This is a genomic window from Vibrio sp. Vb1166, from assembly GCF_033338695.1.
Taxonomy (GTDB): Bacteria; Pseudomonadota; Gammaproteobacteria; order Enterobacterales; family Vibrionaceae; genus Vibrio; species Vibrio alginolyticus.
Window position 1 is genome coordinate 242,968 of the sequence record NZ_JAWOTE010000004.1, and the last position, 25,903, is coordinate 268,870.

General features: G+C 45.8%; 19 protein-coding genes. 9 read left to right on the forward strand and 10 right to left on the reverse strand.

The window, feature by feature from the left end; all coding sequences use genetic code 11:
• Positions 1 to 267: 267 nt before the first annotated feature.
• From R7E51_RS06925 to malT, 5 genes are all read right to left on the reverse strand, one after another.
• Positions 268 to 576, reverse strand: coding sequence for a glucose PTS transporter subunit EIIB (locus R7E51_RS06925; protein WP_005374825.1), 309 nt, complete (start codon positions 574 to 576; stop codon positions 268 to 270).
• Entirely contained in the window at positions 566 to 1,180 is a 615-nt protein-coding gene (locus R7E51_RS06930) for an SCO family protein (RefSeq protein WP_065275515.1), read from the reverse strand. Before R7E51_RS06930 ends, R7E51_RS06925 begins: the two co-directional genes overlap by 11 nt.
• A 9-nt stretch (positions 1,181 to 1,189) precedes the next feature.
• Positions 1,190 to 1,615, reverse strand: a complete 426-nt coding sequence (locus R7E51_RS06935) for a hypothetical protein (RefSeq protein WP_031778871.1) — start codon at positions 1,613 to 1,615, stop codon at positions 1,190 to 1,192.
• Positions 1,616 to 1,858: 243 nt separating this feature from the next.
• A complete protein-coding gene (locus R7E51_RS06940) occupies positions 1,859 to 2,776 on the reverse strand; it encodes a DUF368 domain-containing protein (protein WP_031778872.1) in 918 nt (305 codons plus the stop codon).
• Between the two features lie 578 nt (positions 2,777 to 3,354).
• On the reverse strand, positions 3,355 to 6,063 hold the full coding sequence (gene malT / locus R7E51_RS06945) for an HTH-type transcriptional regulator MalT (protein WP_005374834.1): 2,709 nt from the start codon (positions 6,061 to 6,063) through the stop codon (positions 3,355 to 3,357).
• Positions 6,064 to 6,797: 734 nt separating this feature from the next.
• On the opposite strand from malT, the gene R7E51_RS06950 reads away from it, so the two are divergent.
• The 5 genes from R7E51_RS06950 (at position 6,798) to R7E51_RS06970 (ending at position 17,064) form a co-directional block, all read left to right on the forward strand.
• A complete protein-coding gene (locus R7E51_RS06950) occupies positions 6,798 to 9,251 on the forward strand; it encodes a glycogen/starch/alpha-glucan phosphorylase (protein WP_053307964.1) in 2,454 nt (817 codons plus the stop codon).
• A 117-nt stretch (positions 9,252 to 9,368) separates the two neighbouring features.
• Positions 9,369 to 11,549, forward strand: a complete 2,181-nt coding sequence (gene malQ, locus R7E51_RS06955; protein WP_005374838.1) for a 4-alpha-glucanotransferase — start codon at positions 9,369 to 9,371, stop codon at positions 11,547 to 11,549.
• Positions 11,550 to 11,816: 267 nt separating this feature from the next.
• Entirely contained in the window at positions 11,817 to 14,012 is a 2,196-nt protein-coding gene (gene glgB, locus R7E51_RS06960) for a 1,4-alpha-glucan branching protein GlgB (protein WP_017820126.1), read from the forward strand.
• A 136-nt stretch (positions 14,013 to 14,148) separates the two neighbouring features.
• On the forward strand, positions 14,149 to 14,823 hold the full coding sequence (gene mtgA, locus R7E51_RS06965; RefSeq protein WP_017820127.1) for a monofunctional biosynthetic peptidoglycan transglycosylase: 675 nt from the start codon (positions 14,149 to 14,151) through the stop codon (positions 14,821 to 14,823).
• A gap of 180 nt (positions 14,824 to 15,003) precedes the next feature.
• Positions 15,004 to 17,064, forward strand: coding sequence for an alpha-amylase (locus R7E51_RS06970; protein WP_017820128.1), 2,061 nt, complete (start codon positions 15,004 to 15,006; stop codon positions 17,062 to 17,064).
• A gap of 67 nt (positions 17,065 to 17,131) precedes the next feature.
• Here the strand turns inward: R7E51_RS06970 and R7E51_RS06975 are convergent, their stop codons facing one another.
• Together R7E51_RS06975 and R7E51_RS06980 are read right to left on the reverse strand one after the other, a co-directional pair.
• Positions 17,132 to 17,848: a DsbA family protein gene (locus R7E51_RS06975; protein WP_206957635.1), complete on the reverse strand. Its 717-nt coding sequence runs from the start codon at positions 17,846 to 17,848 to the stop codon at positions 17,132 to 17,134.
• A 96-nt stretch (positions 17,849 to 17,944) separates the two neighbouring features.
• Positions 17,945 to 18,232, reverse strand: coding sequence for a hypothetical protein (locus R7E51_RS06980; RefSeq protein ID WP_049872671.1), 288 nt, complete (start codon positions 18,230 to 18,232; stop codon positions 17,945 to 17,947).
• Positions 18,233 to 18,680: 448 nt separating this feature from the next.
• Here R7E51_RS06980 and R7E51_RS06985 point away from each other — a divergent pair, with 448 nt between their 5' ends.
• From R7E51_RS06985 to R7E51_RS07000, 4 genes are all read left to right on the forward strand, one after another.
• Positions 18,681 to 19,421, forward strand: a complete 741-nt coding sequence (locus R7E51_RS06985) for a nucleoside recognition domain-containing protein (protein WP_025768634.1) — start codon at positions 18,681 to 18,683, stop codon at positions 19,419 to 19,421.
• The gene (locus tag R7E51_RS06990) at positions 19,421 to 19,888 is read left to right on the forward strand and encodes a YjiG family protein (RefSeq protein ID WP_005374849.1); all 468 of its coding nucleotides are present in this window, start codon (positions 19,421 to 19,423) and stop codon (positions 19,886 to 19,888) included. Before R7E51_RS06985 ends, R7E51_RS06990 begins: the two co-directional genes overlap by 1 nt.
• Positions 19,889 to 19,897: 9 nt before the next feature.
• The gene (locus R7E51_RS06995) at positions 19,898 to 21,022 is read left to right on the forward strand and encodes a M20 family metallopeptidase (RefSeq protein ID WP_042522182.1); all 1,125 of its coding nucleotides are present in this window, start codon (positions 19,898 to 19,900) and stop codon (positions 21,020 to 21,022) included.
• A 165-nt stretch (positions 21,023 to 21,187) separates the two neighbouring features.
• Positions 21,188 to 21,562 carry a YkvA family protein gene (locus tag R7E51_RS07000; RefSeq protein WP_206957636.1) on the forward strand — a complete coding sequence of 125 codons (375 nt, stop codon included), beginning with the start codon at positions 21,188 to 21,190 and terminating at the stop codon, positions 21,560 to 21,562.
• Positions 21,563 to 21,666: 104 nt separating this feature from the next.
• Here R7E51_RS07000 and R7E51_RS07005 read toward each other — a convergent pair whose 3' ends face one another.
• The 3 genes from R7E51_RS07005 to R7E51_RS07015 all read right to left on the reverse strand — a co-directional run bounded on the left by R7E51_RS07005 (position 21,667) and on the right by R7E51_RS07015 (position 25,797).
• A complete protein-coding gene (locus tag R7E51_RS07005; protein ID WP_206957637.1) occupies positions 21,667 to 22,971 on the reverse strand; it encodes a dicarboxylate/amino acid:cation symporter in 1,305 nt (434 codons plus the stop codon).
• Between the two features lie 389 nt (positions 22,972 to 23,360).
• On the reverse strand, positions 23,361 to 24,626 hold the full coding sequence (locus tag R7E51_RS07010) for a DUF1835 domain-containing protein (protein ID WP_206957638.1): 1,266 nt from the start codon (positions 24,624 to 24,626) through the stop codon (positions 23,361 to 23,363).
• A gap of 280 nt (positions 24,627 to 24,906) precedes the next feature.
• Positions 24,907 to 25,797, reverse strand: coding sequence for a LysR family transcriptional regulator (locus R7E51_RS07015; RefSeq protein ID WP_206957639.1), 891 nt, complete (start codon positions 25,795 to 25,797; stop codon positions 24,907 to 24,909).
• Positions 25,798 to 25,903: the final 106 nt, after the last annotated feature.

Genomic DNA, 25,903 nt, shown 5'->3' on the forward strand with positions numbered 1-25,903 from the left:
ATCCCAGACGCAACAAAGCGCCTTAATACAAATCGCATTAGGGTCTAATTCGGATAGAGTTGACCCCGGTGAAGACCGGGCAGAGAAGGGGAAGTTGTGGTTATGCCACAGAGTTGGTGCTGTTAGGGTTACCCTTGCGATGCCCAGTTAGTGTTATTCAATACAATCATCTTGTGTCCTCTTCGTTGGTTAATAAATAAGTGAGTTAATTAAGCCAAAAGAGTATAGCCGCCGTTTTTTAAAGAGGGTAGCTATACTGCAAAAATATTAACTTTGTTTTGTGATGCGCTCTTCCACAATTTGCGAATACGTGTTGGCTTTTAAGCCGTATATAATTTGGACATGACGATCATCCAATATCACGACGCCATGCGCGCCATGATTTTTGAGTGCGTTCTTATCGATGACGGACGTCTCTCTGAGGGTAAGACGCAGCCGAGTCGCACATGCACCAGTTTCTAGCAGGTTCTCTATGCCCCCAATGGCGTCAATGATCGTGTCGACGTCTTGTTCGACATTGGGGTTGGTATGAGTTAGGAAATTGAAAAATTGCTTCAGCACTGACTTAACCGTCATTTGAAGAGTCTTCGGTCGTTAGTTTTGAAATGGCTTCAACAATCGGTGCCGGTGAGAGCGTATGTGGTACTTTAGTGATTAACGTGCCATCCGGCTTCAAGAAGTAAAAGTAAGAGCTATGATCCAGCGTGTATTTTAGTTCCGAGCCTTCCAATTCTGTCTTGCGGAAAATGACACCATAGTTGTGTGCCAAAGGTGTCGTTACATCAAGTGGTGCCGATAGGCCTTCAATCATTGGATGGAAGTAATGGGCATATTTTGCTGATGCATCGGCCTCATCACGCTCTGGGTCTAAAGAAATGAACATCGGGCGTAGTTGCGCTTTTTGCGCGTAGTCAATTTGATTCAGTGCTCCTGCCAGCATTGCAAGAGAAGTTGGGCAAACGTCTGGGCAGCGAGTAAAGCCAAAATAGACGACTCGGATGCGAGGGTCATTCACATCGAAGATATTGACGGCTTGGTTATTTTCCCCAAACAATACCGTTTGTTGAGAGGTGGAACTGTCCACTTGCTCTGGCTTCGTTTTTTGATTATCTAAATAGCTCTTTACGCCAAACCCGAGTGCGAAAGCAGCTACGAGAAATAGGGACCAATTGCGGCTCATAACGATTCCTTATCTTTGCATTTTTATAGCAGGGTAAACGGTACTCTCTCCATCACTGAGTTCACCAACCCAAGTCATTGCATCCTCCGTGCAAACCGGGAGAATGATGTCACCTTGATATTGGCCAGGAGCGATTTGCTTCAGCAAAAACTTAGGCTCACCCATCTCCATTTCTCTTCCTGAAAGACTTAGGATGAGTTGCTTAGCATCGCTTGTATGCCACTCAACATTTAGAGTGGTAGGAACCAAGGGTTGAGCAGTTTCTGAGTTTAGCGTCATCGTAACATTTTCTTGGACGCAAGAGGTTGTAGAGAGAAAGCAGTATTCATCTATTGACTTGCTTTGAGTGGAAGAAGAAAAGCTTTTTATTAGAGTCGGGGCATAAAATCCCGCAACTAATGCGGCTGAAACAGCGGCGATTTGTAACAGTTTCATTAAGGTTCAGCATTTATCACTTAACATTACGAGCATCGTAGCACAGATGCGCCGCTCGCCAACTCGTGACCTCGGTAAATTGTGCGTTATACCTCGGTGACCAGCTTCTTAGTAACGCGACGGACTTTATTGCATCAAATACAGCAGAGTTTTCAATTGAGATGTTTTGCCCTTAGCCAATAGATAAAAACGGAGCCAATTGGCTCCGTTTTTATTTGGTTCAGTATGTGTTTGATACCAAAGTTATTTATCTGAATCTGCGAATTTCTCTAGACCCAAAACCAGAGCAATGGCTGCAAGCATCATCACGACAGCAAGTACTAACTGAGAAGGTTGTGATGTCACGTGTTCAAATTCAAATGGTGATAGGTTGTGCTGTAGCAATGGCACTTGTTCGCCCTTCGAATTGGTGCGCCAAGTGATGGTTTCTTTCCATGGCCAAATCTTTGGCAACGTACCAATCATTAATCCAGTCAAAAACATCAGGGTGAAATCACGGAACTTGCGTAGTAACCACGACAATAAGTGAGAGAAGGACAGTAAACCGATCACGCAGCCAGACAAAAATAGCGCTAATGTATCGACTTGAAAACCTTTCACTGCGGCTAATACAGGAGCATACATGCCAATCAGCAGCAAAATAAAACTGCCAGAGATACCCGGCAAGATCATCGCACAAATCGCGATAGCTCCAGCGAATAAGGTGTTAATGGCCGTTGGTTCCATGTGTAAAGGTTTGAGCACAGTAATACTATAAGCAAACCCGACACCAACGAGCAGAATGACAAAGCGGACAAGATCGCGTTGCTCAACCTGACGAATAATGTGATACACAGAGACCAAAATCAGACCAAAGAAAAATGACCAAAGTGGGATCGGGTGTGTGTCAAGAAGCCAAGTAATCAACTTTGCTAGCGTTGCAATACTGGTGAAAATGCCGGCAAACAGAGCGATTAGGAAGAATCCGTTGATGTGATTAAACGCGGCTTTAACCCCTTCTTTTCGCCAGATAGAGAAAAGTGAGGGGTTAATGCGTCGAATGCTTTCAAGCAGCGTATCGTAAATACCAGTGATAAACGCGATGGTGCCGCCAGATACACCAGGTACAACATCTGCTGCACCCATGGCGATTCCCTTGAAGAAAGTAATTAAGTAGTTCATTGCTCTAATGCTAAGTCGTTTCGATGGCAGAGAGTATACAAACATTGCGATGAAAAAAGTATGAAATAGTGCTGTAACTACTTGGTTTTATATCCAATCTGTTGCCTATCTTTATTACCCGCCAAGAGACAATGCCGCCGTAACGAGCTTTTAATGCTTGGTTTACATTTTTGAGATGATTAACTCTACTATCAATTATCAATCTTGGTTGCATTATGCAATTGCAATTTGCATTATAAAATTGCATTTTGATAATTTGCGCGTGAGTAAATCCAGCTTATATGAGATCTTGTGCCCAAAAATAAGTCTTTGCATTTTGGCATGATTAATGCATAATACTGCTCGACCCTTCTTAAGCCGAGGGTCACCTAGCCAACTGACGTTGTTAGTGAATACAATTTGTTCACACTAAATATAAGCCAATCGCGATTATTGCGGTTGGCTATTTTTTTATATGAACAACGTTACTTACGTGCTTTGCAAATTGCACTTCTCTTTCTGTCAGTCATAAAAAAGGGCTGACGTGTTACGTCAACCCTTGTGTTTTACTTTACGTTTTAACCCGTTTATCTAGCAGTTCAGTATCCCATTAACTGTAGCAAATTTTCAGCTGTCACAATGGCTTCTTTACGATTAGCAATATTAAGCTTTTGGTACAGGTTGCGAATGTGGGTTTTAATTGTCGTACCTGCCACATCCAGCTCTTGTGCGATTTGCTCGTTACTAAAGCCTGAATAAATCAGCCCCAGAACCTGCCATTCGCGTTGTGTTAATGGGCTAGTACGTACTAGCTCTGGCACATTAGGGTGATTCACCAACTTTTCAATAAAGTCTTCATCAAAGTGAATCGACCGGCTACGTTGATTCGATGAAATGTCCTTCATTAACTGTTGAGCACGGTGACGCTCAAGATCGCCCAGTTCATGGCGGAGGCTCAACTTCTCCAGCAGACCGCCAATGGTTGCACCATCAATCAGGAAGTTTCCGACCATGCCAGTTTGGTTCGTCATTACTAATGCTTCTTTTAACAGAGCCTTGGCTTGCTCCTCATCTTTTTGGCGAGCAGAAAGGACCGCTTCAACCACTAAGTTGCGATTAGTATCTGTGATTAGGTTAGTGCGACGAGCTTCACCTTGGAGAAAATCTAACGCAGCACGAGCGTCGGTATATTGGCCTAAGTTAATGTGGGCGCGAGCAATGTTACGCCATTGCAATTGAGAAAAGTGGTTGCATGCCGATTCAGGACGAACCGCAGTGTTGAGCCATTCTTGCATTGCATCGGTATTCCCGCGCGCTTGCCAAAATAGAATCAACGATAGTGAAGCGTTTGCAGTCCAATCTACATGGTAAGTCGACTGTTTCATCAAGTGTTGGATGTGCTCAATGAATTTACCGGCTTTGTCTAATTCACCGCGTCCAATCGCAATACGCGCCAACATCGAATAGCTATGTAAGTGCTTGCTTGGTGAATGGTTTTCGAGAATTTGCAGACCTTTGTACGCGCATTCTTCCGCTTCATCAAGTCGGTTCCAGCACCAAAGTACTTGCGCGCGAATACGCAGCAAAAATTCATGAAGAGGAACATGCTGAAGCTGCTGATCTTCAATCAGACGGAATGCGGAATCTTGTAGTTCAAAGGCAGCTTGCACGTAACCTTGTGCAATTAAAATCTCGCTTTGCTGCAATATTGCCCATAACGCTTGGTGATATACCTGATACTGACGAGCTAGCTTTTCAGTTTGTTGCATCATCGGCAAAGCACGGTCTAGTTTACCTAGCACGTGGTTAACTTCACCAACAACCGAAGTCGCCACAATTCGGCTACGGTAAATTGTGTTATCAAGTTGGCTAAGCGCTAACTCCGCTAATTCGAGAGCTTTTTCTGGTTGGTTACTGTTGATAGCCACTTGAGCAAGCAACGCGTTTGCTTGACCTTGATAATGAATATCTAACGCAATGTTACGCTTTTTGTGTTCCTCTTCCGCTTCTTCAAGCAGGTGGCCCACTTGGTTATAACGATGCTGACTTTGAGCCAACCATGCTCGGAGCATCGTAAGTTTTGGGTGGCTGAACAACAGATCATCGTCCAACTTGTTAATTGAGCTTTCCAGTGTGCTGAGTTCGCCTTGGTTAAACATCTTCCAGCCGAATTCGTTTAGGATCTCTACCACTAAGTCCTTATCATTCGATTTTTGTGCATGATGAATCGCTTGGTGTGGTGCTTTTTGTTGTAACCAAGCGATAGCAGCATTGCGGTGGAGATCTTTTTCTTGCTGAGGAATACGAGCTTGGCGCTCATGAGACAAAAACTCGCCAAATAAGTTATGGAATCGGAACCAGTTCTGTTCCCCTTCGAGTGGGTAAATGAATAAGCCGTAACGGTTAAGCGATTCAATCATTCCCAGTGCATCTTCGCGTTGGGTAAGGGCAAACACTAGCTCATCATTGAAGTGGTCAAGCACGGATACTTGCATTAAAAAGTGACGAGTTTCGTGATCGAGTAGGTCAAACACTTCTTCGACCAAGTAATCCCACAAGTGCGCGTGATTGAACTGCGATACCGACTCTACAGTTTGTGCCAATGTGCGGTTTTGATGTTGGGCTTGTAATGCGATCAACTGCATCGCCGATGGCCAACCTTCAACATAGGTTCTTAGGCTGTTCGCCATGTCTTCATCAATACCATCGGCGATACGCTGGTTAAAGAAGCGAGTGGTTTCTTCGGTATCAAACGCCAACATCTCGTTGCCGATTTCGATCATTAAATCACGAACACGTAAGTTTGCAGTGCCCAGAGGCGGCGCTGCACGACTGGTTACCACAACGGTGAGGTTGTCTGGCATGTGCTTTAAGAAGAAACGCATGGATTCATGGATTTCATCATTCGTGATTAAATGGTAGTCATCAAGCACCACGTAGCATTCTTGATGAAAGTCAGCCATTTCAGCGAATACTTCGCTAAATAGGGAGCGTAAAGACGAGATCTGACGTTTTTCCGCCAGTTTTTGTGCGTTAGCGCAACTGAAGTTGGTGGCTTTGTTTAATGCTTGAAGCAGATAGTTTACAAAGCGAAAGCCGTCGTTATCGCTGTCATCAATGCTGTACCAACCGACGTTTGGCTTATCGGATAGCCACTGCGCTGCCATTGTTGTTTTTCCGTAACCTGCTGGGGATCGGAATAAAACCAATTTGTAGTAAGGCGCTTGCTGTAGTAAGTCCAACACTCGTGGGCGCACGATGGCATTGTGCAGGCGTCCTGGTCGAGTAAGCTTAGATGGAATCCACATTAGTAGTTATGTCCTTATTTATGTATACCCAAATGACAGCAACGTGATCATTCTAGTAAAGCCCCCTTGAAAGCCGTCTTACTGAATGATGTCATCAGCATCAAAAACACTGTTTGAATACCGGATAATGTCGCTACTATTGGGGCTTGCGTCCGTCTGAAAAACCATTCCATACGGTCACTTAGATATAAAAGCTAGCGAAAACTAGAAATAACTCACATCGCCTAATTCTAGTTTGTATAAAAAGCGTACAATCCTGTGAGCTGAGAGGGATGTTACGACATCAGAAATGTTCGTTACTTTGATCCACTTCCTAATTCTCAAGGGTTGATGGATTTACCATCAACTACGCCCTTTATTTGTGATTGTCGTCACTTAAATGTCGTTTGTTTCGTTAGCGTTAAGATCGCGTTGCACATAGATTACGAAAAGTTCTTCTACGCTGACCGAGTTAATGTGACCGATATTACAATTTTCACATCATCAGATGAGTGGACTATAAAAAGCGTCATGAACGGGTTTTAACCTTTCTCACATTCCATTGTGATCAAAATCACTAAGAACTGGTGCAAAGTTCACTTTGTTGAGATTTGGATCACTAACCTAGCAATGGTACCCCCTCTACGCCCTCAGCCCTCCTCCTTCAAAGGATGAGAATTAGGAGGATGTTTATTCACAGAGGTAAATGCACGATGTATGGCAGATGAATTACCAAAAGACGTGAGAATTTCGTAATGAAACCTACTCAACAAAAACAATTTGACAAGAAGTCGTTCCAAGAAAGCGTAAAGAAACACTTATCTGTAACTTACGCTCATACGATTGAAAACGCAGACAGCCGCGCATGGTACCTAGCAATGGGGCATGCTCTGGCTGAATTTACTACTCTAGATTTGCTTGCGACAGAAGAAGATCCACGCATTAAAAGTGCGAAGAGCGTTAACTACCTTTCGCTAGAATTCCTTATCGGTCGTTTGACGGGTAACAACCTAATCAGCATGGGTCTGTATGAACAAGTAACAGAAGCAATGGCTGAACTGGGTTACAACCTAACTGATCTGCTAGAAGAAGAGCGCGACCCATCATTGGGTAACGGTGGCCTTGGTCGTCTGGCTGCGTGTTTCATGGATTCATGTGCGGCACAAGAATTCCCAACTGTCGGCTATGGTTTACATTACGAATACGGTCTATTTAAACAGTCATTCAAAGATGGTCGCCAGCAAGAAGCACCTGACGCTTGGCGCGGTGTAGAAGGCTACCCTTGGGAAATTGCGCGTCCAGAACTTGCGCAAGAGATCGGTTTCTACGGTCACGTTGAAGTGATTAACGAGAACGGTAAAGAAGTTCGCAAATGGGTACCAGGCATGACAGTAAGAGCAATGCCTTGGGATCTTCCAATTGTGGGTTACGAATCAGACACGGTTTACCCGCTACGTCTTTGGGAATGTCAGGCGATTGCACCATTCTCACTAGCAAGCTTTAACAATGGTGATTACTTCGAAGCTCAGCACGCACTGATCGACGCAGGTAACATCACTAAAGTGCTTTACCCGAACGACAACCACGAGAAAGGTAAAACACTGCGTCTAATGCAGCAGTACTTCCACTCAGCAGCGTCTGTACGTGACATCCTACGTCGCCACGAAGCTGCGGGCTACTCGCTAGCGGATCTACCTAAGCAAGAGACTATCCAGCTTAACGATACACACCCAACGATTGCGATTCCTGAACTAATGCGCATCCTGATGGATGAAAAAGGTTTAACTTGGGAAGCGGCTTGGGAAATCAGCTCTAAGACATTTGCGTACACCAACCACACGCTACTTCCAGAAGCACTAGAGACATGGCCAGAGTCGCTAATCCAGCACCTGCTACCACGTCACATGGAGATCATTTACGAGATCAACCACCGCTTCCTACAAGACGTACGTGCAATGTGGCCGGGTGATGTCGCGAAGCAACAGAAGCTTTCTATCATCGAAGAAGGTTTCCACCGCATGGTTCGCATGGCAAACCTATGTGTAATCGGCTCTTACGCAGTAAACGGTGTAGCAGCACTTCACTCTGAATTGGTTAAGAAAGACCTATTCCCAGAGTTCCACGAAATGTACCCGACACGTCTACACAACGTAACGAACGGTATTACGCCACGTCGCTGGTTGAAGTTCTGTAACCCAGGTCTGTCTCAGCTTATCACTGAGAAAGTCGGCCCAGAATGGCCAGCGAAACTAGAGCAACTTGAAGGTATTGCGAAGTACGCTACTGACGCGACATTCCAAAAAGAATTCATGGCAGTGAAGAAAGAGAACAAAGAACGCCTAGCAACTTGGGTGAAAGAGAACATGGGTATCGAGCTCGATACTAATGCAATCTTCGATGTTCAAATCAAGCGTCTGCACGAGTACAAACGTCAGCATCTAGACTTGCTACACGTACTGTCTCTGTACCACCGTATTCTTAATGAACCAGGTTTTGAGTGTACGCCACGCGTTGTGTTCTTCGCAGCAAAAGCAGCACCGGGTTACCACCTAGCGAAAGAAATCATCTTCGCAATCAACAAGATTGCAGACAAGGTGAACAACGATCCTCGCATCGGTAACAAGCTGAAAGTGGTATTCATCCCTGACTACCGCGTGAGCATGGCTGAAATCATTATCCCTGCGGCTGACGTTTCTCAACAAATCTCGCTAGCGGGTAAAGAAGCATCAGGTACAGGTAACATGAAGATGGCGCTAAACGGTGCCCTAACTATCGGTACGATGGATGGTGCGAACGTTGAAATTCGTGAAGAAGTGGGCGATGAGAACATCTACATCTTCGGTCTAGACGTTGAAGGTGTGAAAGCGCTAAAAGCTCAAGGTTATAACCCATTTGACTACTACAACGCGGATCACCTACTCAAAGCGTCCATGGACCTACTACTGGGTGAAGAATTCACTCCAGGTCAACCGGGCCTACTACGTGCAACGTACGATAGCCTGCTGGATGGCGGTGACCCATACCTATGTCTTGCGGACTTCGCATCGTATGTGAAAGCGCACGAAGACATGAGCGAACAATATAAAGATCAAGCTGGCTGGGCGAAGAAGGCCATTCTTAATACCGCCCTTGTTGGCAAGTTCACGTCAGACCGCTCAATCCGAGACTACGTGAACAATATCTGGAAACTTGAAGCGGTGAAACGCTAATAGAACCTAGTTAAGACCAAGGTAGCCAAGCGCTACCTTTGGTCATTTTCCAAAAGAAGTTATTGATAACAATAAAACCCTACATGGAAGGTGTTGGTATTACCTTCGGAGAAAGCGATGAAAGAACAAACAGCATTAAAGAAAGTCGCGGAAATGGCGAGATTGGCTGATAGCTATGTCAGTGCTTGGGGAGATGAGGCTAAAGTGTCTGAGGAGACGCTACGCCGCTTGCTCGCTTCGCTTGGCTACGATACTAGCAGTGATGAAAAACTACTGGCTTCTGCTGAAAAGAAACATAAAAAAGACGTACTAGCCCCTGTTCTTGTTTTACGCGACGGCGAACCAGTCGAAGTGGAACTAAACCTAGGTACGAGTGCTCGTGAGAGTGAATTCAGCTGGCGTTTAGAAACAGAACAAGGAGAGGTACTTGAAGGCTATCTTCAGTCCCAAATTGTTCGTGATGAGCGTGCTGAGGGTGGCCCTCTAGTGTTTGCATTGCCAAAGAACTTGGCTTGGGGTTATCACAAACTGATCATCAGTCGTAAGCGTCGTAAAACACCTTACGAGATGTCATTGATCATTACGCCGAAAGCGTGTTTCAAACAAGACGATCTAAACCAACACAAAAAGCTATGGGGTCCTAGTATCCAGCTTTACACACTGCGTACTCAGCATAACTGGGGCATCGGTGATTTTGGCGACCTAAAACAACTGGTGAGTGATATTGCCTCTCGTGGCGGTGACTTCATTGGCTTGAACCCTATTCACTCGCTGTTCCCTGCGAATCCAGAAGGGGCAAGCCCATACAGCCCGTCTTCTCGTCGTTGGTTGAACATCATGTACATCGACGTAAGCTCTGTACCTGAATTCGCGCTAAGTGCAGAAGCACAACAGCGTGTTGGTAGCGCAGAGTTCCAACAACGTTTACAAAAAGCGCGAGACTCTCATTGGGTGAATTACACCGAAGTTTCGCAACTAAAAATGAGCGTTCTTCCGCTACTATTCAGTGAGTTTAAAGCTCGCCATTTAGACAAAAACACCGATCGCGCTCGTGCCTTCTTGGACTTTGTTGAAAAAGGCGGCGACAGCTTGCTACATCAAGCTGCATTCGATGCACTTCATGCTGATTTACATGCAGAAGATGCAAACATGTGGGGTTGGCCTGTATTCCCTGAGAAATACCGCACATTCGACGCAGCTGGTACTCAGAAGTACATCAAGGATAACCAAGATCGTGTTCACTTGTACATGTACCTGCAATGGATCGCAGACGATCAAATCAAAGAAGCGCAAGCGCTAGCCGAAGAAAAAGGCATGGCTGTGGGTTTGTACCGTGACCTTGCGGTTGGTGTTGCTGATTCTGGTAGTGAAACATGGGCTGATGAAGGCGCGCTAGTATTGGATGCAAGCATCGGTGCGCCACCAGATGTACTTGGTCCACTAGGCCAAAACTGGGGTCTGCCTCCGCTTAACCCTCAGGTTTTAGAAGCGACTGGCTACGACGCTTACATCAAATTGCTACGTGCTAACATGAAGCATTGTGGTGCATTGCGTATCGACCACGTACTTGGCCTGCTTCGCCTTTGGTGGATTCCAAAAGGCGAGAAAGCGACAGAAGGCGCATACTTGTACTACCCAGTGGAAGACATGCTAGCAATCCTAGCGTTGGAATCTCACCGTCATCAGTGTTCTGTAATCGGTGAAGACTTGGGTACTGTACCTGATGAAATCGTTGATATCCTTCGTGATGCGGGTGTGCATTCGTACAAAGTCTTCTTCTTCGAAACATCAAAAGACGACGGTGGCTTTATTTCTCCGAAGCACTACGCTGAGCAGTCTATGGCTGCGCTGTGTACGCACGATATGCCAACACTACGCGGTTTCTGGCACTGTGATGACTTGAAGATGGGGCGTGAGATTGGTCTGTACCCTGATGAGCAGCAGTTGGAAGGCCTATTCGCTGACCGCTTGAAGTGCAAACAAGGCATTCTAGACAGTGTTCGCTGGCATGGCTATCTGCCAGAAGGCATTGGTCATGATGCTCAGTACGTGCCAATGGATTCATACCTAAGCGAAGCGCTTCAATTGCACGTTGCGGCGGGTGATTCTGCACTGCTTAGCGTTCAGCTTGAAGACTGGCTAGAAATGGATCAACCGGTCAACATTCCTGGCACGGTTGATGAGTATCCAAACTGGCGTCGTAAGCTGTCGATGAACCTAGATGAAATCTTCAGTCGTGAAGACGTGAATCGCATTTCTAAACGCCTTACAGAAGTTCGCGCACAGGCGAGCAAATAAGATGCGTAGAGTGACGTAGAAGAATGAGCGGATTACTAATTTTGTTAGCTCAGAGGTACGAAAGTTCCGTCTAGGTCACTCATTCAACCCACACAATCCGTTAGGATGAAGTACCGTTATTATGCCCGCGACAATAGCGGGCATTTTTGTATTTTGACGCCGTTTACGCGACGAACGTGAGAAGCGGAGTCTTTTGTGAGTTCACAACGTTGGCTGTGGAGAAACCAACATTCGGTTCAAACGAATATTGGCTCTAGGGAGAAAGATTTGAAAATCACCAAAACAAAGAAAATAAAGAAAAAACACGAACGCGCGTACGAACTGCTTGCTGAGGCGGCTTACTCAGATCCATTTGCGGCGTTGGGCCCATTCATTGATGACGGCGAAGGTTCGCTGCGAGTGTGGATGCCAGGCGCAAACAAGGTTGAACTGCTTGTTAATGGTGAACCTCGCGTGGCGCTTGAACGCGATGGCGACAGCGGTTTTATCTTAAAAGAGCAACGCGACTTACACCTGACCCACTACCGTTTAGCGGTCGATTGGAATGGTGTTGAACAAATTATTGATGACCCGTACCAGTACCACAATATCTACCAAGAGTACGAGCATCTGCATACGCCAAAAGACATGTATCACTACATGGGCGCGCACTTTGTCACGCTAGAACGTGGCGGTGAAAACATTTCCGGTGTTCGTTTCCTTGTCTACGCTCCACATGCATCGGCTGTTAGCCTTGTGGGTTGCTTTAACCAATGGGATGGTCGTCGTCACCCAATGCAACGTTTAGATTATGGCATTTGGGGTTTGTTCATTCCTGGTTTAGAAGAAGGCGTTCAGTACAAATTTGAGCTCAAAGGGCCAAATGGGGAAGGGCTGCCACACAAACAAGACCCTTGGGGTTTCTACTCTGAGCAATACCCATCGTTCGCATCCATTACTTACGATCACAAGCGTTACCAATGGCAAGATGCGAAGTGGCAAAACCGCGCAGTGACACAAAAGCGTGATGAAGCGCTATCGTTTTATGAGCTGCATGCTGGATCATGGAAACGCGACGAGAAAGGTGATTTCCTCAACTACCGCGAACTCGCGGAGCAGTTGGTGCCATACCTTGTGGATATGGGCTACACCCACGTTGAGCTGATGCCTGTGTCTGAGCATCCATTCTATGGTTCATGGGGCTATCAACCCGTTGGCTTATTTGCGCCAACCAGCCGTTACGGCTCTCCTGATGATTTCAAATTCTTCGTGGATGCGTGTCACCAAGCTGGTATCGGTGTGGTGCTGGATTGGGTTCCGGCGCACTTCCCATCGGATGACCACGGTTTAGCAAACTTTGACGGCACACCGTTGTTCCACGACCCGGACCCGCGTCGCGGTTGGCACCAAGATTGGAACTCATACATCTATGATTTAGGCCGTGAACATGTGCGTCGCTTCCTTGTATCGAATGCGCTGTACTGGTTTGAACAATTCCATATTGATGGCATTCGCGTGGACGCAGTCGCATCGATGCTTTACCTCGACTACTCACGTAGCCACGATCAGTGGGTACCGAACGTCGACGGTGGCAATGAAAACTACGACGCAATCGCAACCTTAAAATGGATGAACGAAGAAGTGTACAAGCACTTCCCGAATGCGATGACGATTGCGGAAGAGTCAACGGCGTTTCCTGGGGTGTCTGCGCCAACCTTTATGGGTGGTTTAGGTTTTGGCTTCAAGTGGAATATGGGGTGGATGCACGACAGTCTTTCATACATCAAAGAAGATCCTGTTCACCGCAAATACCACCACAATACCATCACATTCCCGCTGGTTTATGCGCACAGCGAGAACTACGTCTTGTCTCTCTCTCACGATGAGGTGGTGTACGGCAAAGGCTCTATCCATAACAAGATGCCGGGTGATGAATGGCAGCAAACCGCAAACCTACGTGCATACTACGGTTACATGTATGGTCAACCGGGCAAAAAGCTGAACTTCATGGGCGCGGAAATCGGCCAAACGGCGGAGTGGAACCACGATGATCAGTTGCAATGGTTCTTGCTGGAATATGAGCGTCATCAAGGTGTCCAAAAGCTGATGCGAGATTTGAACCACTTGTACCGAAATGAAGCGGCGATGCACGATCAAGATTGTGTTCCTGCTGGTTTTGAGTGGCGTCTACAAGACGAAGCGGATGCGAGCATCCTAGCGCACGAGCGTATTAGTAAAGAAGGTGAGCGTATTCTGATCATCACCAACTTTACGCCCGTACCACACGAGCGCTTTCGTTTAGGCGTTCCAAATGCAGGTCAATACGAACTGCTACTGAATACAGACGACAGCAAATACGGCGGCAGCGATTTTAAAGTGCTGACCAGTGTGAAAACGGAAAAAGTTGAAAGTGAATCACTGCCTCAATCACTTGAGCTTCGTTTGCCTCCACTTTCAACCGTGTTCTACAAGCTGCACAAATAATTTAGTCTAATCAAATTCTAAGCCCGTTTTACATTGTAAATCGGGCTTTTTTTGACCAAGTTTTCACTAACGATAAACAGACTGCATACTCTATACTTGCATCATATTGTTTTATTAAATCAGGCTAGGTCGGACTTTGAGAAAGATTAAATCCCTTCTGTTCAATATCTTATTGGTGCTTTTGCTTTTACCAGTGATGCTCGTTGGCATAGTGAAATACATCGATCCACCAATTTGGGGATGGAAGATCAGCCGCATGATTTCTCCTCCTGAAGGATTTCCTGAAGAGAGTCAAAATGAATGGGTGCCTTTGAGTGATATTTCTAAACACATTCAACTGGCCGTGATTGCGACAGAAGATCAAAAGTTCCCGACCCATTACGGAGTGGATTTTGATTCCTTGTTTAAAGTGATCTCAGAGTCTGGCGAGAGCGGTCCCTCTCGCGGTGCGAGCACGATTACTCAGCAAACTGCAAAGAACGTGTTTCTGTTTCCTTCACACTCTTATGTGCGCAAAGCGTATGAGCTTTATTTTGCTCTGCTGATGGAAGCAATGTGGAGTAAAAAACGCATTCTTGAAGTGTATTTGAATGTGGTGGAGTTTGGTCCAGGTATTTATGGCGCGGAAGCCGCTGCGCAAAACTACTTTGGTATTCCTGCTAAACAACTTTCAACACGCCAAGCAGCAAGGCTTGCGGTGGTGCTGCCAAATCCGTATCGCATCAAAGTTTACCCTCAGACTTCTTACACCATCAGCCGCGTCAATTGGGCGATGAGACAAATGCGTAACCTTGGTAGCGTTCAGCTTTAAACTCCTTTTTACCCTGCTCATAAGTAGAACTACGCCCCCATAAAAGCAAAATGTGAAGCGTCACAAGCTTTAGGGCGTAGCTTTTCAGAATGATGTGCTCAGTTTTTCATCCATTTACTATTAGTGTGAATAAAACTACAACACGAATACTGCGCCTATGCGCAACCAATGGACTGAACGATGAAACTGAACCTGATTACCACTACTTTACTGCTTGCGTCGGCAAGTGCCATCGCCGAGCCTAACATCACCATTTCTACCACGACCAACAGCCGTGACTTTCCGTTAAGTGCAGAGCAGCCTTTGGTTGTGCCCTTAACCAAAGACGGATACACGCTCAAAATCACGGGTGTTGAAGGCGACTGTGTCGCGCCTGATGGCCAGAAGGTCAAATTCAACAAACCTATCGCGCTAAATTGTGGCAAGCCGACCGAACTGCCACTCAAAGTTCGCTTTACTGGCGACTATTCCTTCGCTTATGACGACGCGGCTAAGACGTTGCTGTTTAAGCGAGAGCCGAAAAAAGCAGCAAAAACCGAATTTAAACGCCCGATCCCGCAAGTACAATGTGAAGTCTACCAAGGCGGTGAAGTGACGATCGCTGTGGGGGATAGCTTTCCTGAAGGCACCAAGTTACGCGATGCTTATTCAGGTCAAATGGTTGAAGTGAAAGAGCAGAAAGTATCGCTGACGCCAAGTAAAGACTCTGGTGGCCTAGTGCTGCTAGAGCCTGTGCAGAAAACCAAAGAGGCGGTGCTATTTGATTACCGAAACGCGAACATTTACTTCGTGATGGTTGATCGTTTCAACAACGCAGACGCAAGTAACGACAACAGTTATGGGCGTAAAAAAGACGGCAAAGATGAAGTTGGCACGTTCCACGGCGGTGACCTTAAAGGTGTAATTGAGAAACTGGATTACATCAAGAGCCTAGGTACAGACGCGATTTGGTTGTCGCCAATCGTTGAACAAGTGCACGGCTTTGTCGGTGGTGGCGATAGTGGCTCATTCCCGTTTTATGCATACCACGGCTACTGGACGCGCGATTTCACCAAGATTGATGAGAACTTCGGTAACGAAGAAGATTTAAAAACGCTGGTGGAAGAGGCGCACAAGCGTGGCCTCAAAGTCTTGATGGATGCGGTTATCAACCATTCTGGTTACTCAACATTGGCAGATCTACAGTTCGACGGTATCGATGTGTTAAAGCCTAATGCCGAACTGCCCAAGAAATGGGGCGACTGGCAACCAAAAGCAGGCGAAAATTGGCATAGCTACCACCAGAACATTGATTATCAGAGTCCGAACTGGGCGAAGTGGTGGGGCGGCGATTGGGTAAGAACCGGCTTGCCGGGTTACCCAGCTCCGGGCAGTAGCGACATTACGATGTCTCTTGCTGGCTTGCCAGATTTCATCACTGAATCAGACAAAGCAGTGAAGCCCGCGCAGTGGCTATTGGATAACCCTGGCACTCGCGTAGAAGCTCGTGACAACTACACCGTGGCGGATTACTTGATTGAGTGGCAAACTGATTGGGTGAAACGCTTTGGCATTGATGGTTACCGTGTCGATACGGTGAAGCACGTTGAAGGCGATGTGTGGAAACGCTTGAAAGAAGAGGCTTCAAGCAGTCTTGAGCAGTGGCGTAAAGAGAATGGTAAGTCAGGTCAGCCGTTCTGGATGATGGGCGAAGTCTGGGGACACACTGCGTATCGTAGCCCTTATTTCGATGATGGTTTTGACGCGTTGATCAACTTCGATATGCAGAAGAAGCTAGACAAAGGCGCGGCGTGCTTTAGCCAAATGGCAGACACTTACCAAAGCTATGCGGACACTATCGCGAACGAGAAAGACTTCAACCCAGTCAGTTACATGTCTTCTCACGATACGGAGTTGTTTTTCTCACGTTTTAAAGATTACGGCATGCAACGTAACGCCGCGAACGCATTGCTCCTTAGCCCAGGAGCGGTTCAGGTTTATTATGGCGATGAAGTAGGCCGTAACATTGGCCCTTACGCGGATGATTTCCACCAAGGCACACGTTCAGACATGGTTTGGAAGCTATCTGATGATAAACAAGCTTTGCTGAAACATTGGCAAATCCTTGGTCAGTTCCGTCAAGCACACCCTGCCATTGGCGCAGGTCAGCATCGAGTGATTGCACAGGAAGGCGCGTACGTTTTCTCTCGTTCGCTTGGCAATGACAAAGTCGTCGTGGCGTTTGTTGGACGTGATAAGTAACTAAACGCTCTTTATGTCGGTAAATATAAAGCCCTTCCTTGAGTTATCAGGGAAGGGCTTTGTTGTTTTAGTTCGCCAGTTCTTGGTCGATGACTTTTTCTAGCTCGTCAAACGGCACATAACCAGGAATGATCTGATCATTAATGATCAACGCGGGCGTGCCGCGTAAACCAAGTTGCGTGAAATACTGATAGTTTTTATCAAGCAGCGCTTTGGTCTCTTTGTCGTCGACAAGCTGTGCTTCTGTCCCCGTTTTTTTCGCGATTTGATTTAAGGAACGTGCGTCATGTGCGCCCGGTTTTTTCACCAATAACTCATGCACTTGTTCGTACTTATCTCGCTGGTTTTGCCAAACATTTAATGCGTAACTTGCCGAGTTGTAGCCGTTTTTCTCGTATTGTTCTTTAAAAGAGACATTGAGGTTAAGCACTTTTACCTGCGGATATTCCTTACCAACTTTGACCAGCTCTCCTTCTAAACGTTTACAAAAAGGGCAGCTGTAGTCTGTTACGTTAATAATGGTTAACTCAGGGTTTTCAGCACCAAAAGAGGAATGTTTGCCATCACTTAGATATTGACGAACCTCCTTCAAGGTGTCGCCAAATGACTGTTGATACGCAATGTACTCTTGAAGGTTTTGGTGCAATGAATCAAGAATTTGAGGGTTTTCTTTTAGTATCTGAGTAACTTCCTCTAGCTTTTGTTCTGCGGTCTTTTCTGATGCGAAAGATACGGCAGATACGATAGCCATCGTTAACGCCAAAAGTGTACGAGTGAATGTCATAATATTTCCTAAAACTTTTAAATTTCGTTGTTTGTTATGTGAAGTGAATAAAATATGTACAAAAGTCAGGCAGAAAGGTCTCTCGCCTTGCTGGCTTTATTCTCTAAACACGCAAAGTTTTAGGTGAACCCGATACTTTTCCGGTATCGGTTCTGTGTATTCCAGATAGCGAATTGCTGTGGTTGTCATCGGCAGCGCCACAATCAAAGCAAACAGAAAAAATGGAATAAGAATATGATCAAACTGATGTTGGTAAGCTTGAACCAGCTTTTCTGAAAGGTCGCAAGATGGTGATAAATTCACGCTTTCATCTTGCTGACTCTGTATTTGGTGAGCCTTCGGGCAGCTTTTCGAGAAACCAGAATTTTGGCTTAAGCATATCATCACCACCCAAAGAACGAGGGCGAGTGTCCATTTGGCTATTTTATATTGTGAGCGTAACAATGGGTCGTATAGTCCTGTTAATTCTGGTTTATACCGTTTACATATGACCGGGCCATCCTAACCTAAATTTCGTGGCTGAATGTTACTTTCGAGTTAATCGATATTGCCTCAATGCCAAAGTATGAAGTACGTCATGAATGTTGTAGAAAGCAATATTCGTCAGAATCATTTGTTGAGTTGATGAAGAAGTCGTGAGCTATCGACATAGATTAATATACCTAATTGTTAGCACAAATTTTTATTATCTTTCAATTGTGATTGGAATCATAAAACAAAACTTCATAACTGAGTCGCGATAATGTTCGGCAGGCGGATTGATTTTGATCATCTCTCTAGCACATTATTCAGGTGAACATATGTGTTAAGTTCCACATGTGTAGGTAATGTTATGAAAATTCCTGTTCAAACTGAGCGTAAAGTTACACTGGGGTGCTACGTTGCTCTGGCGTTTGCGGTTGTGTTCTTTTCTGGCCTGATGCAATCTAGCGAATGGTACGGTGTATTCGATTTTACAACGCTTAATGGCTCTTTCGGTAAAGTGGCTTACGGCGTAACGGAAGGTGCGGATGGCGAGGTACAAGCTGCGACCACATCTTTCCGTGGTACTGGCGGTAGCGGTGCTCGTGACGGTTTCATTTTCGCACTTACTTTGATTCCAACCGTTATGTTCGCATTAGGTATGATCAACGTACTTGAGCACTACGGTGCACTTGAAGCAGCTCGTAAGCTTCTTACTCCTCTTCTACGTCCTCTAATGGGCATCCCTGGTAACTCTGGTCTGGCTTTAATTGCTTCTCTACAAAGTACCGATGCAGGTGCGGCAATGACGCGTCAGCTAAAAGATGAAGGTCACCTAACTAAGCGTGAAACGGACGTATTTACCATGTTCCAGTTCACTGCAGGTGCAACCATCGTGAACTTCTTCTCATCGGGTGCTGTGCTGTTCACACTGACGATGGCTGACGGCTCTCTAGCAGTAACGTCTTCTATTGGTTTAGCAGTTGTGGTGATGTTCGCATTTAAGATCATCGGCGCGAACCTGTTCCGTATCTACCTGAACATGACGGAAGGTAAAGAAGACAAGCAAGACCAAAACAAATCAGGGAACTTAAAAGAGGAGACGGCATAATGGGTGACGTTAAAGCGAAAAAACCAATGGTGACGGATATCTTCGTCGAAGGTGCTAAGAAAGGTTGGGTGATTGCGACTACCTCTACGGTGCCTAACGTATTGATGGCGTTTGTTATCATCAAAGCGCTACAAATCACGGGAGCACTGGATCTGATGGGCACGGTGTTCTCTCCAATCATGGCGGTGTTTGGTCTTCCGGGTGAAGCAGCAGCGGTATTGATCGGTGCTTGGATGTCGATGGGTGGCGCGGTGGGCGTAGTTATTACGCTATTTGACCAAGGTATCCTGAACGGTACGCACATTGCGATTCTTGCGCCTGCTATCTACCTAATGGGCTCTCAAGTTCAGTACATGGGTCGTATCATGGGCCCAATCGGCACTGAAGGTCGTTATATCCCAGTTATGATTGCAATCTCAGTATTGAACGCGTTTGGCGCAATGCTGGTGATGAATCTGTTTGTCTAGGAGTGAGTTATGCAATTCTCTCTAAATGAATATCTAGAAGAGCTACGTCCGCTAATGAATGTGGATTGTGGTACTTACACCACTGATGGTATCGAGTACATCGCTTCTCAATTTGAAGAGAAGTACCAAGCGATGTCAGGTTGGAGCGTAAAACGCATTGACTGTGGCAGAGCGGGCATCGGTCTTGAAGTTCGAAATAAGCCGGAAGCTGAGCAAATCGACGTGATGCTGATTGGTCATATGGATACCGTGTTCCCTGTGGGTACTGCTGAGCTTCGTCCAATGTCTCAAGATGCAGAGAAAGCTTACGGTCCGGGCGTCTCGGACATGAAATCTGGCTTGCTGAACATCGTATACGCGATGCGCAATCTAGACCAAGCGGTGTTGGATAAGTTGTCTATCGCTATCTGCATGAACCCAGATGAAGAGACGGGCTCTCTGGACTCTGTGGATTGGATTCAATCAGTAGCGAAAAACGCTAAGAATGTACTGGTTGCAGAAGCAGCACGTGCAGATGGCGGTTTAGTGAAAGCGCGCAAAGGCATGGCTCGCTACAAAATGACCTTTAATGGCGTTGCTGCTCACGCAGGTAACGAGCCAGAAAACGGTCGCAGCGCAATCACTGAGATGGCGAATTGGATTCTCGCAGTCAATGCAATGACCAACTTTGAATCTGGTACTACTCTGAACGTCGGTATTATTTCTGGCGGCAACGGTGCGAACATCGTCCCTGAGCACGCTGAAGCGATCGTGGATGTACGTTTCTGGAGCAACGAAGAATACGATGATGTCGACAGCAAGCTAAACGGCATGCTGGAAACACCATTCGTTGATGGTGTGAGTATCGAGTTGGTTCGTGAAGCTTACAAACCTTCTATGGTGCCAAGTGCGCAAACGGAAAGCCTGATGGCATTAGTTGAAGAAGCCGCAAGTGAACTGGCTATCGACATCAACTGGAAAGAAGTGGGTGGCGGCTCTGATGCAAACAATACGGCAATTCTTGGCATTCCAACTTTGGATGGTCTAGGACCTATCGGTGCAGGTTTCCACAGTGACCAAGAGTACTTGTTGCTTGAGTCTATCGAACCACGTATCAAAATGCTGATGCGTGTACTGGAGAAGATAGCTCAGTAGCGCCCTCGGCAACTTAGTTCCCAACATCACGATCCCCAGACTTCGGTTTGGGGATTTTTCTATCTGTGTTTTTGTTTCACTTTACTATCATTTCTTGTTATTAATCTTGCGTTCAGGTTCGATTTATTAATATGTTGGCCACAGTCATAAATTTCGGAGGCAACGATGAGCACAACAATGTCTGTAAAATCGGCGCCGAAAGACGCCAAAGATCAAACGATGCAAGCGCCAGATGAGAAAACATTCTGGCGAAAAATGAAAGGGTCGGTTAAGAAAGCGGGTGAAGAAATTGCCGTAATGGGCATAAAATCATGGCTCGCGATGGCAGATTCCAACACCTCAGTTCGCCACAAGGCTATACTAGGTGGCGCGCTGGCTTACTTCGTCCTACCAACTGATATGGTGCCAGACGTACTAGCAGGCGTCGGCTTTACTGATGATATGGCGGCACTGACTCTGGCGGCGAACTCGGTCGGCAATGCCATCACCGACGAGCATGAAGAACAAGCGAGAGAAAAGCTGAATTCGATGGTGGATTAGAAAGAGCATTTCTAGACGCGGAGAAAACAAAAGCCCCGATGTTTCCATCGGGGTTTTCTTTTAGACAGGACTATATAATTTCAGGATGGTAATCGTAGAACGATTTAGGCGTCAGCGCGTTTCAGGTGCACTTCTTCTTCGGCTACGCCTGCCATTGGGTCGTTGAAGCGAGCTTCATCCAATGCACCTTCTGATTTCGCAACGATGACGGTCACAGCACTATCACCAGTGATATTTACCGCGGTACGAATCATATCAAGAAGACGGTCAACACCCATGATAAGTGCAATACCCTCTAGAGGCAGGCCTACTTGGTTCAATACCATTGCCAACATTACTAGACCCACACCAGGAACACCTGCGGTACCGATAGACGCCAGAGTTGCCGTCATGATAACCATTAGGTAATCGCCCATAGTTAAATCAATATTGAAAGCTTGAGCAATAAACGCAGTTGCTACGCCTTGCATGATCGCCGTACCGTCCATGTTCACGGTTGCACCAAGTGGTACAGTGAACGATGATACACGGTTCTCAACACCCATGCGGTGCTTTGCTGTTTCCATTGTCACTGGAATCGTCGCGTTCGATGATGCTGTAGAAAAAGCAAACATGATCGCGTCTTCCATCTTGCGTAGGAACGTAATTGGGTTTAGACCTGTGAAACCTTTTAACATTAAGCTGTAAGTAACTAGACCGTGTAGGACAAGCGTACCAGTCAGTACTAAGAAGTACTCTGCCAGATTGACGATCGCGCCCAGACCAAGACCAGTAAATAGCTTCGCCATTAAGAAGAACACTCCATAAGGCGCCAAGTTCATCAAAATCGCGACCAGTTTCATGATCACTTCATTCAGATCAGAGAAGAATGCTGCGATGCGTTCGCCTGGTTTACCCGCTGCACTGATCGCGATACCGAATAGCACGGCGAACACGATAACTTGCAGAGTTTTACCTTCTGCCATTGCGCTGATTGGGTTGGTCGGGAACATATCGATGATCACCTGACCTAAAGATGGCGCTTCGGCTGATTTGAATGAACTTGCTGCCGTTAGATCTGCCCCTGCCCCTGGCTGGAATAGAGTACCCATAGTTAGAGCAAGCGTAATCGCGATAGCCGTTGTCGTAACGTAGAAAGCGAGGGTTTTACCGCCCATGCGACCCAGTGTAGAGAGGTCTTTGAGAGAGCTAGTACCACAAACTAACGAAACAAATACTAGCGGTACAACAAGCATTTTTAAGCTGGCAACGAAGATCTGTCCACCAACTTCGAATAATCCATTAACAATGTATGCGTCGACAAATCCGTTGTCGGCAAAAAGTGTGCGAATTGCAAATCCTGTCAAGATACCCGCAACCATACCTAAAATTACGCGGCTGGTAAGCGACATCGGTTTCTTGGTATTCATGAGAACACTCCTTATAGTTATGCACCTTGAGTTCACTTCAAAGCGGCGAGCAGATTAGCAGCGGAGTGAGAAAATACGAAAGAATAATTCTCTAAATGGTTAATAGATGTGAACTTTATCACTAATAAAAATGGGATTTTAACCAAATATTAACGAATTGGTCGGGTGAAAAGTTTGTATTTTAACACTTTTATCGAATATACAACCGATAACAAAGAGGATTTACAATAAATTTTAATAAGAGATAGAGTGCATACTCTCTTTGAGTGGATGCATTTCTGCATAACTATTTAAGTTGTATTCAGACTAGCGGTCGCTTCTTTAGCGATACTTTAGTATTGAGTGTTCATCAGAGCCAACGAACCTTTTATGCTTTCATATTTGTCAACTCAATGATGGTTGGCAAGTGTAGTTAGTTGGAGGTGATCCCAGCTCCAATAACTTTGACTGGTATTTTTAATCCCTCCAACCCAATAGCATTGTTTCGCTCGTATTAAACCCTCCAAACACTGCTTGCCAGCCTCAGTGATACGGACGCTTTGTTCCCACCAGTGCCTTTCACGTGACTCAATCGTGATCAAAGGTGTTTGACACTGTGCTAGAGGGAGGAGTAACGCGTAAAACATCACGTCTCCTAGGTAAGGAAGAGGTTCTAGTTGTTGATATTGCTCAAACCAATCTTTGATGGGAATTGAACGATTTTGCGAGTTCAAAACCTTTAGTGCGAGGTGTTGTGTCAAGCTCAATCCAGTTTGTGAATTAGGTAACTCTTGCAAATGGCGTTTAAGCACGTCGAGTATATTGGGCAAGCAATCCAGGTTATGCTGCTGAATCAAATTAACTATGGAAATAGGTGTCGGTGATGTAATAGCGTGCCAACACCGTTTAGCCTGACTGAATAATTTTGCTGTCACAGGTTTACGGTATCGCCAACAAGAACGAATAGCTTCTTCAGGCAACTGCCCAAAGCCGATGAATCGCTCAGTGCCCGGGAACTGGTTCAACTCAATGATCTCTATCACTTTATTCTCTACATTCTCTAACTGTGTTAGAGTACGAATTAGAATCAATTGATCATAGCTGTCATGTTCGACCCAAAAGACGATTCGTTCAAATACATCACTTTGCAACAGATCGAGGTTTGATTGTTCCAATGTGACTATATCTTGAACCGAGTCTTCACGCTTCATCACAGGCAGCAGAGTCTCTACGACATATTGGGCACGAATGGCAAGGAAGTTCTGTGGTGTTGCTGGTATGGGGCCAATACAAAGCGGATCGATCAGGGCTAAAAATGTCCCTTCAAATCCGCTGGCTTTAAGTTGTTGTTGAATGTCGTGGCCACAACGAACGTGTAGCGTTTTTACTTTTGCATCTAGGGGCGGTTTTTGTTCTTTGATGGCTAGTTTGTGCGCTTCTAGCTCTTCGACATGAGCTTTTAGTTTACTCCAACTGGATAAGCCCAGTTCTCTTGCGAGTGCATGTTGAACGTCAGCCAATTGAATTGTATTGGGAGCCAAAGATTCTGGTTTGGAGTGAAATCGCTTAACTAACTCCAACGTGGCGTCATCGTATAGGCGGATAGCTTTGAGCCTTTTTTTAGCAATGGATTTTTGCTGATTGATATTGATCGAGAAGCTATTTGTAGAGTTCATATTTCACCTTTCTTATCTCTTCCACACTCGCCTATATAGAAGCTAAAAAGAAGGTAAAAACAGATTGTGCCTGCTAAACCAAGCAGGTGAGGATATTGCCGTGAACCGAGTTCTTTCCGCGAGTGTTGGGTGCTTTAGGCATGAGCAGAGTGATAGTAGGTGGTCGCTATCCTTCGTGCAACCTTTTGTGAGAGTGTAGCGTCACAAAATGGCCGTTTCTCTATATTTAGGGAGAATCAATAGGCGATAACACTAGCGATTCAACTCAATACCACTGTTGCTAGATTCGAGTTTCTACACTTTTGAGTAAAGTACGATAAAGCGCTTGAGTCGCAGGACCACTTTTGGCTCCTTTGGGTAAAGTGAGGTGCAGCGCAACTTGATATTGATGGGAGTGTTCGATCTCCAATACTTTAATTTTATCGCTCTTGCGGGCTGCGACTAAGTGCGCTGGTAGCCGACAAAGTCCAGCGCCTTGCTCTACGGCGTGAAAAGCGTGGTCGAAGTTATCGACGGTAATACGCTGACGTGCGCGTAACCAACCCACATCTCTTTTCGTTTTGTCTGAATCACCTAAGTCACGGATGACAATTTGGCTGGTGGTTGCAAAATCGTCGATGGAAACATGCGGCTTTTTAGCGAGTGGATGGTGTGCTGCGATTACAGGCAGCATGGTTGTTACGCCAAATGCTTCGGCAGGGTAGTTGGTTATCGGTAAGTTGATGATTGCGATGTCAGCGAGCTCATTTACGACCATTTCGGTTGTTTTGCTCAGTGACGTTTCGACCACTTGAACGGAGGTCGTGTTGTTGTCCTCCAAAAATTGGCTGAGTGGTGCATAAAGCCAACAAGGGTCACAAAGATGATCTATTGCGACCGTGATTTGAGATTCCACCCCACTTTTTAACTGCTCGCTGATGACTTCTAGTTCCCGCGCTTGTTCAAGCATGGATTGTGCACGACGCAGTATGGTTTTGCCGTGCTCTGTCAAACCCGCTTTGCGCCCTCGTACTTCGATAAGTTGAATACCAAGTTGGTCTTCTAACTTCCTCACCGAGTAGATCAATGTGGTATGGCTCTTGTTGAGCAGTAAAGCTGCGGATTGAATGCTGCCTTCTTGATTAATCGCTTGTAGCGTTTGCCATTGTTCTAAGGTCGTTTTTAGTCTCATGAGTCAATTTTTTAGACAGTTAATGGCGAAATTATGAACTTTTCTGTCAGTTTTATAAAGGTAATAATCTTGTCATCGAAAACGAGTCAATAAGAAGAGGAGACTC

What these genes read in the sequence shown, in the direction of transcription:
- R7E51_RS06925 (WP_005374825.1), bottom strand. Translation starts at nt 576, where the DNA reads ATGACGGTTAAGTCAGTGCTGAAGCAATTTTTCAATTTCCTAACTCAT.
- R7E51_RS06930 (WP_065275515.1), bottom strand. Translation starts at nt 1,180, where the DNA reads ATGAGCCGCAATTGGTCCCTATTTCTCGTAGCTGCTTTCGCACTCGGG.
- R7E51_RS06935 (WP_031778871.1), bottom strand. Translation starts at nt 1,615, where the DNA reads ATGAAACTGTTACAAATCGCCGCTGTTTCAGCCGCATTAGTTGCGGGA.
- R7E51_RS06940 (WP_031778872.1), bottom strand. Translation starts at nt 2,776, where the DNA reads ATGAACTACTTAATTACTTTCTTCAAGGGAATCGCCATGGGTGCAGCA.
- malT (WP_005374834.1), bottom strand. Translation starts at nt 6,063, where the DNA reads ATGTGGATTCCATCTAAGCTTACTCGACCAGGACGCCTGCACAATGCC.
- R7E51_RS06950 (WP_053307964.1), top strand. Translation starts at nt 6,798, where the DNA reads ATGAAACCTACTCAACAAAAACAATTTGACAAGAAGTCGTTCCAAGAA.
- malQ (WP_005374838.1), top strand. Translation starts at nt 9,369, where the DNA reads ATGAAAGAACAAACAGCATTAAAGAAAGTCGCGGAAATGGCGAGATTG.
- R7E51_RS06970 (WP_017820128.1), top strand. Translation starts at nt 15,004, where the DNA reads ATGAAACTGAACCTGATTACCACTACTTTACTGCTTGCGTCGGCAAGT.
- R7E51_RS06975 (WP_206957635.1), bottom strand. Translation starts at nt 17,848, where the DNA reads ATGACATTCACTCGTACACTTTTGGCGTTAACGATGGCTATCGTATCT.
- R7E51_RS06980 (WP_049872671.1), bottom strand. Translation starts at nt 18,232, where the DNA reads ATGATATGCTTAAGCCAAAATTCTGGTTTCTCGAAAAGCTGCCCGAAG.
- R7E51_RS06985 (WP_025768634.1), top strand. Translation starts at nt 18,681, where the DNA reads ATGAAAATTCCTGTTCAAACTGAGCGTAAAGTTACACTGGGGTGCTAC.
- R7E51_RS06990 (WP_005374849.1), top strand. Translation starts at nt 19,421, where the DNA reads ATGGGTGACGTTAAAGCGAAAAAACCAATGGTGACGGATATCTTCGTC.
- R7E51_RS06995 (WP_042522182.1), top strand. Translation starts at nt 19,898, where the DNA reads ATGCAATTCTCTCTAAATGAATATCTAGAAGAGCTACGTCCGCTAATG.
- R7E51_RS07000 (WP_206957636.1), top strand. Translation starts at nt 21,188, where the DNA reads ATGAGCACAACAATGTCTGTAAAATCGGCGCCGAAAGACGCCAAAGAT.
- R7E51_RS07005 (WP_206957637.1), bottom strand. Translation starts at nt 22,971, where the DNA reads ATGAATACCAAGAAACCGATGTCGCTTACCAGCCGCGTAATTTTAGGT.
- R7E51_RS07010 (WP_206957638.1), bottom strand. Translation starts at nt 24,626, where the DNA reads ATGAACTCTACAAATAGCTTCTCGATCAATATCAATCAGCAAAAATCC.
- R7E51_RS07015 (WP_206957639.1), bottom strand. Translation starts at nt 25,797, where the DNA reads ATGAGACTAAAAACGACCTTAGAACAATGGCAAACGCTACAAGCGATT.